Consider the following 14,139-nt stretch of genomic DNA (forward strand, 5'->3'; position numbering starts at 1 on the left):
TAAAAAAACTCCCGAGGCCACGGGAGTTTTTGAACTTAATAATTTCTTTCTTCTTCTATTTCATGATTTTGATCAAGAATTAGAAGCTTACTCGGTTTATTTTCCTTAGCGATTTCTTCAGCTTTTTCAATCGCCGTATTTCTTTCGTCATAAAGGTCTGTAGGAGAAACATCCTCTATCTTTACAAACCATCCTGTTACATCTTTGTTAGGTACTACACTATATTCCTTCATTGTTTCATACTCTCCTTCTCTAAAGACTTGGTAGACAATTCCCATAACAGATCACAAGTAAACACATTCTAATTTTGTAAAATGATTTGACATTAGTCATGGTTCCTTTTATAATTTCATACAAGTTAAGTAAAAGCTGAATATTCAAACAAATACTCTTATCGAGAGTGGCAGAGGGACTAGGCCCTACGACGCCCGGCAACCTTCAAGTATCGCTTGAAAAGGTGCTAAATCCTACAGGTCAAATGATCTGGCAGATAAGAGGAGGACTTAATTTTTACGGCCCTCTTCTTATAAAAGAAGAGGGCTTTTTGGTTCTTCTTGTTTTTTACCTAAAGGAGCTCCTAGAAACCATATTTGAGGAGGAATTATCAATGACGTTACCTTTCCACCAATTCGGACCCGAAACGCTATTGCTTCATGGAGGCCAGGAACCAGACCCCTCTACAGGTTCTCGTGCTGTCCCCATTTATCAAACCACATCCTATGTTTTTAAGGATACAGACCATGCTCAAAACCTCTTTTCCCTTGCTGAGCCAGGGAATATTTACAGCCGCATAATGAATCCTACCGTTGATGTGCTTGAGCAGCGTATCGCGCTGCTGGAAGATGGTGCAGCCGCTGTCGCCACTGCTTCAGGGATGTCAGCGATTACTTTAGCTATCTTGAACATTGCTCAATCTGGAGACGATATCGTCACTTCCACCCATTTGTATGGGGGCACGTATAACTTATTCGTCCATACTCTCCCTAAATATGGAATCAATGTCCACTTTGTAGAAGGAACAGATCCTGAAGACTTTGCAAAAGCCATTACTCCAAATACAAAGGCCATCTTCGCAGAGACGATCGGGAATCCAAGTTTGAACGTGCTTGATATTGAAGCTGTAGCAGATGTGGCTCACGATCATCATATTCCTTTGATTATCGATAACACATTCGCTACTCCTTATGTTTGTAAACCGATAGCCTGGGGAGCAGACATTGTTGTCCACTCCGCTACGAAATGGATCGGCGGTCATGGAACAGCTATTGGAGGTATTGTTGTTGATAGCGGACGTTTTGACTGGAACCATGAGAAATTCCCTGGATTTACTGAACCTGATGATAGTTACAACGGCATCCGCTTCGGTATTGATGTAGGTCCAGTCGGTTATGCGATTAAGCTAAGAGTTCAACTATTGCGTGATATTGGTGCATGCTTAAGTCCACACAATGCGTTCTTATTACTACAAGGCTTAGAAACGCTTCATTTGAGGATCAAGAAGCATACCGATCAAGCTTTAGAAATCGCCGAGTACCTTCAAGACCATGACGGGGTGTCTTGGGTAACCTTCCCTGGCTTACCAGACCATCCGACCCATTCTCTTGCTAAAAAGTATTTCCAATACGGCGCCGGTTCGATTGTCGTTTTTGGAATTAAAGGCGGAAGAGAATCTGGACGTCAGCTGATTGATCATACAAACCTATGGTCTCACCTTGCCAACGTCGGTGATGCAAAATCTTTAATCATTCACCCTGCTTCTACCACTCACCAGCAGCTCAATGACGAAAATCTACAAAAATCAGGAGTGACAGAAGAGCTGGTGCGGTTGTCCGTTGGTTTAGAGTCTGTTGAAGATTTAATACAAGACTTGGATGCAGCCATTCACAAAGCTACTGGGCATTCGAAACCATACAACACTTCCAAACATCCTGCCGAAGATGTTCTCGCTTCTTCATTAGATCGATCTGGAGACCTTAGACAAAGGGTAATCGCTATAGTTGGAGGAGCTAATGATGACCGTGAATCTAAGAAACTTGAACGTTTGGGATTTAAAGTTGAGCATTATCAGGAAATCGATCAAGTGGTTCAATCAGCGGGAGGAACAGTGGATGTCTTGTATTTCCCTGTGCTTGATGAGCATAAGCTCAGAGCGGCAGAAAGTGTAAAGCCACACTTGATCTGGTCAAAGACCCCAGTTAAGAGTGAGAAAGACAATATAGTTTCAGGATTAAACCTTTATGAAGCAGTGATTGCTTTACGTTCAGGCAAAAAGCTAAATGAGCAGCCCTTATCAGTCTAAACAGGAAAGGAGTCAAAACATGTCATTGAAAAACCCCACCAGCCGCACTGAAAACTTAACAACTATTTCCATCGGTGATTTCACTTTCGAGTCTGGAGATCGGTTGGCTGATGTGGAACTTGCTTACGAGCGCTATGGACCTAAAGATGCGCCCGTAATCCTCATCTGCCACGCACTGACAGGAAATCAACACGCCCTTGGGTCAGAAGAAGAACCCGGCTGGTGGGCTGGGCTGATCGGGAAAGGAGCCCCCATCGATACAGACCATTACCAGGTCATTACATTTAATGTCCTTGGGGGTTGTCACGGGTCAACAGGACCAGCCAGCATCCACCCCCAAACAAAGAAACAATATCGATTAAACTTTCCTCCAGTAACGATCCGCGACATGGTTCATGCTCAAAAACAAGCGTTGGACCAACTCGGAATTCATCACGTTCAGGCTGTAACAGGAGGTTCTCTAGGTGGCATGCAGACATTTGAATGGGGAATACTCTATCCCGATTTTATGGATCAATTATTCATTCTCGCTGCTACCCCTTATCTTAGTGATTATGGCATTGCTTTTAATCATATAGGAGCACGGGCCATCAAAGATGATCCTGCCTTCAACAATGGAGAGTATGTATCAAATGATCACCTCCAAGGATTTGAAATTGCGCGAATGGCTGGAATGGTCACGTATAGAAGCCGCACTCTATTCCAGAAAAGGTTCGATCGTAAAAGACGTACTTCTTCCTCTTATGACATCCAGTCCTATCTTGATTATCAAGGAGATAAAATTAAGGGGCGCTTTGATGCGAATAGTTACCTTTATCTTCTTGAGGCCATGAACCATCATGATATCGGCCGTGACCGAAATGGCTGGCAAAAAGCTGCTGAGCAATACAAAGCCGATGTATTTACGATTAGTTTCGAGCATGACCTCCTATACCCTTATGATCTAATGAAGCACTTTAGTGAAAAAGTTAAATCAGGAGAGCACTACCATGTAGATACCGACTATGGCCATGACGGATTTTTAGTTGAATTTGAGGAATGGGGGAAATGGATTAAACAAAAATTAAACCAAAAGCCGATTAAAAACTAAAATAGCAGCCTGCAATCTAATTGCAGGCTGCTATTTTAGTCTTATAACTCACTTACTTTTACAATTTTGTACCCTTTGTTGTTCAACTCATGCAGTACCAATTCAAGGACTTCTACAGAAGTGCTTTGAAGGTCATGAAGCAAGAGCGTGTCACCACTCTCCACATTTTCAATTAATTCCTGTGCCAATTGCTCTGGTTCTTTTTCTTGCCAATTTTCTCCATGGGCATCTAATGGAATGATTTTTAGCTGTGTACTTGAAAACTGAGAAGGCACCTCTCCAAATGGGAGTCGGATCATCCTAGGTTGGACCCCTGTCACCTCTTTGATGATTTCTTGTGTTCTATCTATCTGATTATCTACTTCTTCAGCCGATAATCTCGTCAACCTCGGGTGGTCCCACGTATGATTTCCTATTTCATGCCCTTGATCAGCAACCATTTTTGCTGTTTCAGAAAAGTATTGAACTCTTTTCCCAATCATGAAAAAGGTCGCTTTTGCTTCATATTTTTCCAATATTTTAAGAACGTTTGGTGTGACCTTAGGGTGCGGACCATCGTCAAAGGTTAATGCAATTCTCTTTGATTCTGAATTACTCTCCTCCTCCGACTTTTCAATCTTCTTTGTTTCTTGAGATGAGTCAACGTGTTGTTTATGACTGACTTGCTTAATACCTTCAGACATCAACGCCTCTGAATAACTGTCATTTAACAAGTCCTTGATCGAACGTTGACTTATTACCACTTTCTCCGGAAGTGTAGCTACTGCATGATTCAAATATATTTCCAAACCATTTCCGGTTAATGCAATATTTTCGTAATTGGTTGATACTGCTTTCAATACTTCCTGAACCTCAGTATGATAGTATGCTTCTTCACTAAGATCGTCTCTAAGCTTCTCTTTTGTGAGTTTAGTTAAGTGCTCCACATAATCACGGTCATTTTTAAATAATTGATCTAACTGGATAAGCTTTCCATTCTTCTTGCCAAAATTCATCACCGTCTGATCATGAATGAGCTCGGGTTCCCCCACGTCCATCGTTTCTTCAAATCTCACAACGAAAAAGCTTGAGCCCTGGTGAGGAACTTCAAAGTCTATGTGCAGTTCATGAGACTTGGCCTTTCCGTGTTCTTGTATAGACTGGTAGCTCTCTTTTTTGAAAGCAGCTTTCCTTTGATTCACATAATCTATAATGGTCTGATTAATTTTATTGTTAGATGTTTGCGGATAGTGAATAGTAATATGGTACTCTTCATATTCCACTATTTCTGTTTCCATCGTCACTTCATAGCTTGGCTGTGCAGTCGATTCCGATGAATCTGCAGATTCGTCAGCGCTGGCTATGAAAGAGCAAGCCGTAAGCAACAACAAACCAAGAATTGCTATATATAAAATGGGTCGTCTCATAATCTTCCCTCTTCTTTTTATTTATACACAACCCATTGTAACATAAATGTAATACTGATTTAACAGATTCGTTACTTTCAGTCTATTCAGATTACAGGTGGGTTCGAATATCCCAAAGTTCTGGAAAAAATCGATGGTCTAAGACCTTTTTCAAATAGCCTACACCCGAAGATCCGCCCGTACCTATTTTATGTCCGATAATTCGCTCTACTGTTTTCATATGCCTGAAACGCCATTGCTGTAGGGAATCCTCAATATCCACCAATTTTTCTGCCAGTTGATATAAATCCCAGTACTTGTCTACATCTAAATAAACCTGTTTCCAGGCTTCTTCAACAGACCCATCAGCTTGATACATCACAGTATAATCTCGATTCAGGAGACTTGGATTGATATCAAACCCAGCCTCAGCCAGCTTTTTAATAGCGACATCGTAAATGCTAGGTGATTGATAAGCTTCTGTTAGCTTTTTATGTAGAGCTTCATCTTTTTCGTAAATTTTCATCACATGCGGAGTCTTATACCCCAAAGCAAATTCGATCATGCGATATTGGTATGATTGGAAGCCAGAGGCTTGGCCAAGATCATCACGGAACTCAATATATTCAGACGGCGTCAAAGTAGAGAGTACATCCCATGCCTGAATGATTTGGTTTTGAATATTGGAAACCCGTGCCAGCATTTTAAATGCAGCTTGTAAATCCCCCTTATTGATCGCATCGATGGCTGCCCAAAGTTCGTGTAAAATCAGCTTCATCCATAATTCACTTACCTGATGAATAATAATGAACAACATCTCGTCGTGATGGGAAGATAAACGGTCCTGAGCTCCCAAAAGCTGATCAAGCTGCAAGTAATCCCCGTATGTCATCTGTTCTCTAAAATCCGTGTGAACGTTCTCTTCATCCTTCGAATCGCGATAACTCATGCCCGATCCCTCCTTTAATCCAAAATTCCCCGTGCAGGAATATTGTTATAAGTCATTGGCAGAAATTCAGTATGAACAGCACCTTCATACATCAACATGGTCCCTAAAACGGGATGCTCCACATGCACATGAACCCGATAAGCTTCTTCTTGTTCATCATAATGCTCATAGACAGAAGTAGTAGGTCCAGACACATTCCACTTTTCTTGCCAAGACATATCCTCTGACTCCATAAAAAGACCGCCTTCTGGTGTCACGTGCAATTTGAGTTCTGTCTGCAAAGAACCTGACTTCCCTAAATCATCGACGACTGCTTGTTTCTCTTCATCATAACGCATCGCAGCATCAAAGCCTCGAATTGAAAACGGAAAGAAGAACCGACGAATCCAGCTTACAGTTTCTCTCCCCATTTCATCTTCATAGGCATAGTTTTCAAGCGTGAATGGAACATCTTTTCCACGCTCTGCAAACACAATATTGTCTTTTGCTAAAAAGGTCAGGAACGGTCTTATCACGGGATGAGTGCCTCTTATTTCCGTCATTTTTCCTTGTCCTAATATCATTAAGTTTTGTTTGCTTGTCAATCCGTACTTCTTCTGCATTTCCGGATGGAGATTATGAAATTCTTCTCCAAGGGCTCGGTGGTAGATGGATTGCATGATTAACTCCTCCTCTAAACTTGTCGGCTCTATACAAATATTTCTTTGTCATCGCTTCTATATTATTAGAATAAGATAGTTTTTAGGTTGCCCTTCTATTATCTCTTTTAATGGCATTATAGCATATGCAAGCGTTTTCCAAGGATAAAAAAACAGACCTGCATCCAGGCCTGTTTTGGAGGGGATCCACTGCAATAGCAGGTCTTCTAAAAAATTAATAGTCGCTTCCACACCATATATTCACATGACTTCTTCTGCGAAGTCGCTGATGGAGTAGCCTTTTTGTTGTTTCATGAGCCATCCTTTTTTCTCGAGCTGGCTGAACAGTTTTTGAATATGCTTTTCGGGCCATTCGGATAAGAGCCCGAACCATCTGGTTTCGTGAAGATGTAAGGTTCTCAATTTGTTAGTAGCTTTTCCTGCGAGCATTTGAACTAAGGTATGCGCAGGGTAATCCGTTCCATAATAATGAATTAAATCAAGAATCTGCTGCACCGTTCCATACGTAAGCGGTCGGCCCTTAATGGTAATGATAATATCTTCTTCCTCATACCGAACTTCTTCTAATTGTTGTTTAAGCTCTTCTAAAAGGTGACTGGTAATTGGATAAACATTTTCAGGCACTAGCTTTAACCACTCAGGGAGCTCCTTAAATATCTTCACATGTGCTAAATGTACTCCTGACAACCATCGTAATTCCGAACGCGAACCCCGTTCTGGAACCTTTGTCTGCCTTAATTGACGGTACATATGCAATAACGGATACTCAGTTAAATTCAGCGGCTTTTGCTGGTATTTCTCAATCCTTTGGACAATTTGCAGACTTTCTTCCAATGGTTTTCTCGCTTTCGTAAGCTGATTCTTTAAGCTTTGCATTTGAATTAGCTGGTCAAGCAAACGTTGATTTTGTAAGGCAATATCGTTGAATTGCTGCTCGATCGTGATGATTCTTTTCGCTGCCCTTTCTACATTAAACTCTTCATCAAAGCTCACCCGGTCATCGTCAACGTGGTAATACAGACAGAAATCACAAGTTTCGCAATAGCAATTGATCGTTCGCTGGGTAGAATCAAAGTACAATTCCTTTTCATGTAGGCAAATCTTCTTGTTTCCGTGTTCCATCCAACTTGAAGGCAGCGATCGGAAAGGCCGCATCACAATCTCAACTCTATGTCTCCAAAAAGCAATATCTTCCGGATATTTCAATACAGACAACAGGGATGACTGGTTCATTATTTCCACTGCATCAATTACTTCCCTTTTCTGATGGAAAAGCTTAAGCAGTGGATGACGGTGAAAGGCCTCACCTATTTTTTTCAACCAATAATTACGGGTGTGACCACTCACTTCCGCTAAAAACAGATAGTCCTCAAGTACTCCTTTCACATGTTCATGGAGCTGTTCTGAAGATAATTGAGTAAAATCTGTGTCATATAAAAAAGAATCTTTTAAAGGTAGTCCATGTTCTTCAGGCAATGAACTCCATAAGAAAAGCTCTGGGCGCAATAAATGAGGATATACTTTTTCTTCTTTTTGAAGTGAAACTGGAAGAATCGCTTCTCCCGTCACGTCTAAATAACAACGAATTTTAGTTACGTCCCATGACTGCTCATGAATCAATTCCACGATCGTATCATTTAACCTGGAAAATAACCCCCGTTCAAATTTATGTCCGATGGAGCGAATTTGTTTATTCTTCTTGCCTATTGGTGCAAGTACAATAAACGGGTAACGTTCGTCATGATAAGTAATCCTTTTTGGCAGTCCCATAGTGATTCCCCTTTGAATGAAGGATATACTTCTATTATAGAAAAAGTATTACGATGTACCAATAAATATCAAGAAAATGGGCTTAGATCGTTAAAATTTCCACGGAATAACCAGTGAATATCCCAGTCTCTATTACACCTGGAATGGCGCTGAGCTCCCTTTCCATATCTGTTGTTATTTCCTGGAATCGAGCATCCAGAATAAGATTCCCTGCTTCTGTTATGACCGGACCGTCTTTTGATTTAGCCATTCTTAACTGAACCTCCAACGTTTGAAGGTTGTTCAGCTCTGTTTCCACTAGATGGACTGCTCGCGGATCCACTTCTATCGGCACTGCAAACTTCTCTCCGAGCCGACTGACGAATTTACTTTCATCTACTAAAATATACGTCATAGGTGCACTTGCCATCACGAGTTTTTCTGCAAACATGGCACCACCTCGACCTTTGATCAAACGCTTGTTTGAATCAACCTCATCTGCCCCATCAAAGGCCCAATCAGGGCGTTCAGCTGCTAAAGAAGTAGTTTTCAGTCCAAGCGCAGTGCAATTGAGAAGAGCCTCGTGGGAAGTCGGGATCGTCAAAATATCCAGCTTCTCCTGCCTGACCCTTTCCGCGATTGCTCTCACAGCAAGGAACGACGTAGATCCAGATCCTACACCGATAACGTCCCCATCTTTTACAAACCGACTTACACGCTCGGCTACTTTATTTTTTTCTTCGTAGTTGGAAATATCTCCTGCCCAATTTATGTTGGCCGCTAAATGATTCTGCCATTTCATTCGTATCACCTCTTCCTTCTGTTATTCCCTTAATCAAAAGAAAACAAGCACACTTCCTTAGGGAAAAGTGTAACAGAGTCCTTCGTTAACAAAGGGTAATTAATCAGATCGTTACAAAAACAATGGAACCTTTTAACTCTTTTTTACATACGCTGAAGTAGGACTTTTTTCGATTTTTTGCAAAGAGGGGTATAAGTCTATGAAAAAAATCTACATGAAATTAATCATCTTTTATCTTGTCCTCTTTCTCACCTACTTTTTTGTATTTATCACAAAATAAAAATAAGTGCTTCATTACAAGATATTTTTTATAAAATCAATCATTAATTTTATATTAAACGCTTCCAAAATTTTAATTTGGCAATATCGTTACAAGTATTGAATTATTAACCTTAGAGGACTATATTTATTCATGTGAAATACTTCACAATAGATATTTTATAATCAACCATACTTAGGTGGCGATCATAATGGAACAAGAAACAATTACAAAACTGGTAGAAAAAGCACGCAGTAAAAAGACGATGGTAGACGAGTCACCCCACTATTACCTTATAAGGGCAGCCCTTGCAGGCATCTACATTGGATTTGCCCTAATCCTGTCCTTCAAACTGGCTCAACCTTTTTACGAACAGCAAGCTGCATCGACTGCATTCATCAATGCCATCTTCTTCGGTATCGCTTTTTGTTTGATTATATATGGTGGAGCCGAACTATTCACATCCAACACAATGTATATGACTATATCCACATTAAAAAAAGAAACAAATTGGATAGATACGCTCAAGATATGGGCTTACTGCTATGGGGGGAACGTACTGGGGATTTTGTTTTTTACAATATTGATTTTTTTCGCAGGCATTTTTAATCAAATCGATCCAGATCATTCTCTATTAATCAGCACAGCGGAGAAGAAAATGAATCTCCCATTCTCTCAGCTATTCTTTCGTGCCATTCTTGCTAACTGGCTCGTATGTTTAGCGGTTTGGCTCCCTATGCAAGTGAAGGACGATTTATCTAAAATTGCTTTAATGATTTTACTTGTCTTTACATTTTTCATTTCTGGATATGAGCATAGCATAGCCAATATCTCCTTATTTTCAATTGCGCTAACGTCCCCACATACATCCTTGGTGACATTAAGTGGTTTGATTCACAACCTTATCCCTGTCACTCTTGGCAATATTGTCGGGGGTGGATTTTTTGTAGGAGCCATTTATGTTTATTTGAATATGCCGAAACAAGAACAAAAAGTCCCCAGTTTGAACTATGCGAATCAATCAGAAGCTTATGTTACAAAACGCTCATAATAAGTGAACCGCACAACACCTGTGCGGTTCATTTTTTTACGAGGTCATGCTTAAAGGCATAAATAACAGCTTGCGTGCGGTCATGAACTTGAAGCTTACCTAGTATATTACTGACGTGCACTTTGACGGTTTTAAGAGCTATAAACAACTTATCAGAAATTTCCTGATTCGTTTTTCCTTCTGCCATCAGCATTAAAACCTCCATCTCTCTGTTCGTTAACTCCTCATGCAAGTCTTTAACCTCAGGTCTTCTCATTTTCGTCATGATTTTGCCGGTGACTTCTGGTTCCAAGATGGACTGGCCTTCGTATGTAGCCCGGATTGCTTTGGCTATTTCTTCTGCTTTGGACGTTTTTAGCATATAGCTTGTTGCACCAGCTTCAAGAGCAGGATAAACCTTCTCATCATCTAAAAAGCTTGTGACAATAATAATTTTTGCTTCTGGCCATTGTTTAACGATATGCTTCGTTGCTTCAATTCCGTCCATTTCCTCCATAACTAAGTCCATCAAAATGATATCAGGACGGTGTTCGAGCGCTAATTCAACAGCCTCTCCCCCATCATCCGCTTCGGCGATGACCTCGATATCTTTTTGGGAAGACAAATAAGCACTCACTCCTATCCGAACCATCTCATGATCATCAGCAAACAATACTGTAATCATTCATTTATGCCTCCTTTTTGACGATAAGGAACTTTTACCTCAAGCCTTGTTCCTTGATTTTTTAAACTGACAAGCTTCAGTGTTCCTCCTACTTCATAGGCACGTTCTTGCATATTTTGAAGACCATAGGAACTTGCTTTAGCTTCTTCAACATTGAATCCTACTCCATCATCTACAACACGAAGAATGATTTTATTGTCCCGCTCTATCAGCATGACAGATAAAGTGGCTGCTTTTGCATGTCGTAACGTATTAGAAATGGATTCTTGCAAAATTCGAAACAACTGGTCCTCAAGTCCTTTATCAAGTTCTAGAGGCTCTACGGTCCATTCAATCTCCATCGGCACTTTCTGGGTGAGTTCATAAAGCAGCTCCTCAGCACCTTCAGACAATGATTTATCTTTAAGGGCTACAGGACGAAGGTGAAGTAAAAGCGCACGCATTTCCAATTGAGATTGATGAATCATTTTTTCTACCATTTTCAACTGTTTAGCCGTACCTTCATCTTCGGAAGGCTGAGCTTCATTAATAGCGGACATCATCATGGAAGCAGCAAAAAGCTGTTGACTGACAGAATCATGCAGCTCTCTTGCAAGGCGATTTCTCTCTTGGACAACCACTTCCTGCAAGCTTTTTTCTCTCTCTTCTGCTCGTTCAGTAGCTAGTTTCTGTGAGAGCTCAGCCTGTTTGGTGAACTTGTCTTCAATTTGCTTGAGTTTGTTTTCAATTTGTTTCAATTCAAAAAGCTCCGGATCTTCGTAAACAATCTCATTCCCTTTAGCCATTTCATCCAGCTTCATTTCAATAGAATGAATTCGATTTCTCCAGTACCACCCATGGGAAACGCCAACGACAAGCCCTGCTGTTGCAGCGATGGTAAGTACAAGAAAACCATAGGGTAAATCAATCACTTTTCGGCTCCATAAATCCCCTAAAGAGGCCACCGGAAACGCCATAAAAGTGAAACCTAATAACACGATAGAAAAGACCAAAAAGCTGACAACAGCTGTGAGCACTTGTCTTTGCCATATGTTCATATCCGCTTCACCTCGATGTCCCCAGAAAGCAATGAGGTGATGATTTTTACCCTAGGTTTTTTAGTTCCATAATCTGGCGTTTGATAGGAAACCACTTGGTTCAGTACATTGGAATTTTTATAATGAAAAATACTTGCTCTCCCAATGACGGCACTATGGTTGATACTGACTTCCACTTCATAAGGCACATAAATGATTAAGTTACCAACAAGATGGCGGACAGAGATGACGACTTCATCCTGAGGCAGGACGGTCTGGCTCAAATCAATGACCCTGTCTCCAAAACCCCCATGGATATTGATATCCTGCCAATGATAGGAACGATCCGGAGTCGATTGGTCGCCGAAAAACTTCTGGCGCAGGATAGGTTCTTCTTGATGAGGAACCTCTTTCTTACTTTCTGTAATCTCAGGATTAAGGTACTCAGGTTCTTTTCTTGACTTAAAATAATTACTGATAAATAAGATGATCGCTGCAACGATCAGAAACCTGACTGCAATCATACTAAGAACTGTTAGGACTAAACTTATGACACCAATCCAAAAGCAAATTTTTCGCCAAAGAACGTGATACTTTTTCCACCCCAAGTAAATCAGGAGACTTGAGAAGAGGACGGAAAAGACGAGCCCTCCATTGAAAAAAGCAATTTCTATAATGAGGAGGATCACCCCTATAATTAAAAGCGTATTAATCGTGTCGGTTGATAATCGGTTAAGCATACAGGTCATCCCCCTCTCTCTCATGTCTCTATAATTATATAGTATCAAAAAGGCGCAGAATACTGCGCCTTTTATCATATCATGATTGTTATTTCACGGTAACTTCCTCCGTACTCTTCATATCTTTTTCCAGCTGCGCAATTTTACTGTCAAAAGTGTTGCGGTAGTAGGCACTATCCACTTTATATTCAAGATCCTCAATGTAACGGTCGATCTCCGAGAATCGGGAGTAAGGCTTGTCCGCTGTATCATTGATCACCTGGTTCATCTGGTGGTGAGCACGGGCAATATTTTCTCGTCCCATCAGCTCCATCCGCTTCAAATGCATATCTTTAAGCTTATGCTTCATCTCTTCATACTTTTGCTCAAGGGTTTCAAGCTGTTCAATCGCGTCATTGCGTGAAACCTGAAGTCTCTCTGCACGTGCCTCGTATTCCTGCTGTTCCCTGACAGCAAATTCATACATAGAAGACTCCCCTGCTTTTTGTGCGATGTCCGCTTGGCGCTTACGCTTGTCCGCCATATCTTGTGCACGCTGATACTCTTGCGTGAACTCATCTTTCAATCGGTACTGACGCTCTACTAGCTTACGCACCTTTTCTGTTTCTTTTTCACTTTCTCGTAAATATTGGTTTAACATCGCAATCGGATTTTTCTGTTCTTTCTGGTCTAAAGCTTCATGGATATCTGCAGTGATCGAATCTTTCAAACGTGTAAACAAGTTAGCCATTGAGTATCTCTCCTTTGTGATTATTTGTTTAGTTCTGCCCATTCTCTTTCAAAATTGGTAAACGGGTCATCAGACTTAAAAGACTTGGATGAACCTTCTGTTTTGCTTGTCCAGCTTTTATAAATCAGGTAAAGTCCATAAGCTGCTGCCAAACCGATAACGGCATAAATGTTAGATACCGCAACGCTCAGAATGATCAGTCCCAGGACCACCCAGGCGATTTTTCCAGCCGTGGAGTCACTTTTCATGAACTGCTTGAATACTACATAAAGCAGCCAAACGCTTGCCCCCAGCAAAATCATAGGTCCGAGGTTCGCTAGTAAGATTCCAAGTGCGACCAGCCCAGCGATGAATAGCAAAAACTTTTTCATGGTTTGTTTCCCTCCTCGTTCATTTCTTATCTTAATCTTACCGAGAATGCGAATTTCCGGTAATGAGCCAGCGACATATTTTGTTATAAGACTAGAGGCTTAGAGGGAAGTCAGACTTATTGATAGAGGAATTCAGCTCTTAAAGGAGAACTCTATGTATGGAAAGGAGCGTGACAGCTATTAAACGGACAAAGTCGAACCAGCGCAGGCAGCTGGAAGCTTTACTAAATCGGATTCCCGGCTCTAACCCCCAGTGGACTACTCTCCACGATTTATGAAGTTTGCGGGAATTGAGTCCAAAAAGGTAGCGTGGCGGCTGCTGTCAGGGCTTGTCCGGAGTATTATGGAGAGACAAAAAGCAGAAAATATCTCCTA

The 14,139-nt window shown here is 41.0% G+C and carries 14 protein-coding genes and 1 riboswitch; of the genes, 3 read left to right on the forward strand and 11 right to left on the reverse strand.

Features of this window, described 5'->3' with window-relative positions:
• Positions 1-35: 35 nt before the first annotated feature.
• Positions 36-233, reverse strand: coding sequence for a DUF2188 domain-containing protein (locus ACRYKC_RS00255; RefSeq protein WP_433804642.1), 198 nt, complete (start codon positions 231-233; stop codon positions 36-38).
• A gap of 155 nt (positions 234-388) precedes the next feature.
• A riboswitch (SAM riboswitch) is annotated at positions 389-497 on the forward strand.
• A gap of 110 nt (positions 498-607) precedes the next feature.
• Between ACRYKC_RS00255 and ACRYKC_RS00260 the strand changes: the two genes are divergently transcribed.
• The gene (locus ACRYKC_RS00260; protein ID WP_433804643.1) at positions 608-2,299 is read left to right on the forward strand and encodes an O-acetylhomoserine aminocarboxypropyltransferase/cysteine synthase family protein; all 1,692 of its coding nucleotides are present in this window, start codon (positions 608-610) and stop codon (positions 2,297-2,299) included.
• A 19-nt stretch (positions 2,300-2,318) separates the two neighbouring features.
• The gene (metX, locus tag ACRYKC_RS00265; protein ID WP_433804644.1) at positions 2,319-3,389 is read left to right on the forward strand and encodes a homoserine O-acetyltransferase MetX; all 1,071 of its coding nucleotides are present in this window, start codon (positions 2,319-2,321) and stop codon (positions 3,387-3,389) included.
• 41 nt (positions 3,390-3,430) lie between these two features.
• Here metX and ACRYKC_RS00270 read toward each other — a convergent pair whose 3' ends face one another.
• The 5 genes from ACRYKC_RS00270 to rpiA all read right to left on the reverse strand — a co-directional run bounded on the left by ACRYKC_RS00270 (position 3,431) and on the right by rpiA (position 8,933).
• On the reverse strand, positions 3,431-4,795 hold the full coding sequence (locus ACRYKC_RS00270; RefSeq protein ID WP_433804645.1) for a polysaccharide deacetylase family protein: 1,365 nt from the start codon (positions 4,793-4,795) through the stop codon (positions 3,431-3,433).
• A gap of 91 nt (positions 4,796-4,886) precedes the next feature.
• Positions 4,887-5,723: a tryptophan 2,3-dioxygenase gene (kynA, locus tag ACRYKC_RS00275; RefSeq protein WP_433804646.1), complete on the reverse strand. Its 837-nt coding sequence runs from the start codon at positions 5,721-5,723 to the stop codon at positions 4,887-4,889.
• A 14-nt stretch (positions 5,724-5,737) separates the two neighbouring features.
• Complete coding sequence (locus tag ACRYKC_RS00280) at positions 5,738-6,382, reverse strand: DUF4166 domain-containing protein (RefSeq protein ID WP_433804647.1); 645 nt, start codon at positions 6,380-6,382, stop codon at positions 5,738-5,740.
• 240 nt (positions 6,383-6,622) lie between these two features.
• Complete coding sequence (locus ACRYKC_RS00285) at positions 6,623-8,152, reverse strand: RQC-minor-2 family DNA-binding protein (protein WP_433804648.1); 1,530 nt, start codon at positions 8,150-8,152, stop codon at positions 6,623-6,625.
• An 82-nt stretch (positions 8,153-8,234) separates the two neighbouring features.
• Positions 8,235-8,933 carry a ribose 5-phosphate isomerase A gene (gene rpiA / locus ACRYKC_RS00290; RefSeq protein ID WP_433804649.1) on the reverse strand — a complete coding sequence of 233 codons (699 nt, stop codon included), beginning with the start codon at positions 8,931-8,933 and terminating at the stop codon, positions 8,235-8,237.
• A gap of 470 nt (positions 8,934-9,403) precedes the next feature.
• Here rpiA and ACRYKC_RS00295 point away from each other — a divergent pair, with 470 nt between their 5' ends.
• Positions 9,404-10,243 carry a formate/nitrite transporter family protein gene (locus ACRYKC_RS00295; protein ID WP_433804650.1) on the forward strand — a complete coding sequence of 280 codons (840 nt, stop codon included), beginning with the start codon at positions 9,404-9,406 and terminating at the stop codon, positions 10,241-10,243.
• A gap of 28 nt (positions 10,244-10,271) precedes the next feature.
• On the opposite strand, the gene ACRYKC_RS00300 is transcribed toward ACRYKC_RS00295, so the two are convergent.
• From ACRYKC_RS00300 to ACRYKC_RS00320, 5 genes are all read right to left on the reverse strand, one after another.
• Complete coding sequence (locus ACRYKC_RS00300; protein ID WP_433804651.1) at positions 10,272-10,907, reverse strand: response regulator transcription factor; 636 nt, start codon at positions 10,905-10,907, stop codon at positions 10,272-10,274.
• Positions 10,904-11,944, reverse strand: a complete 1,041-nt coding sequence (locus ACRYKC_RS00305) for a sensor histidine kinase (RefSeq protein WP_433804652.1) — start codon at positions 11,942-11,944, stop codon at positions 10,904-10,906. Before ACRYKC_RS00305 ends, ACRYKC_RS00300 begins: the two co-directional genes overlap by 4 nt.
• Complete coding sequence (gene liaF, locus ACRYKC_RS00310; RefSeq protein ID WP_433804653.1) at positions 11,941-12,663, reverse strand: cell wall-active antibiotics response protein LiaF; 723 nt, start codon at positions 12,661-12,663, stop codon at positions 11,941-11,943. The genes ACRYKC_RS00305 and liaF overlap by 4 nt, the downstream gene beginning before the upstream one ends.
• Positions 12,664-12,751: 88 nt before the next feature.
• Positions 12,752-13,393 (reverse strand): PspA/IM30 family protein, encoded by a 642-nt coding sequence (locus ACRYKC_RS00315; protein ID WP_433804654.1) that lies wholly within the window; start codon positions 13,391-13,393, stop codon positions 12,752-12,754.
• Positions 13,394-13,413: 20 nt separating this feature from the next.
• Positions 13,414-13,764, reverse strand: a complete 351-nt coding sequence (locus ACRYKC_RS00320; RefSeq protein WP_433804655.1) for a lmo0954 family membrane protein — start codon at positions 13,762-13,764, stop codon at positions 13,414-13,416.
• Between the last annotated feature and the right edge of the window lie 375 nt (positions 13,765-14,139).

This window comes from Halobacillus sp. A1-3 (assembly GCF_050971765.1).
In the GTDB taxonomy this organism is placed as follows: domain Bacteria; phylum Bacillota; class Bacilli; order Bacillales; family Halobacillaceae; genus Halobacillus; species Halobacillus mangrovi_B.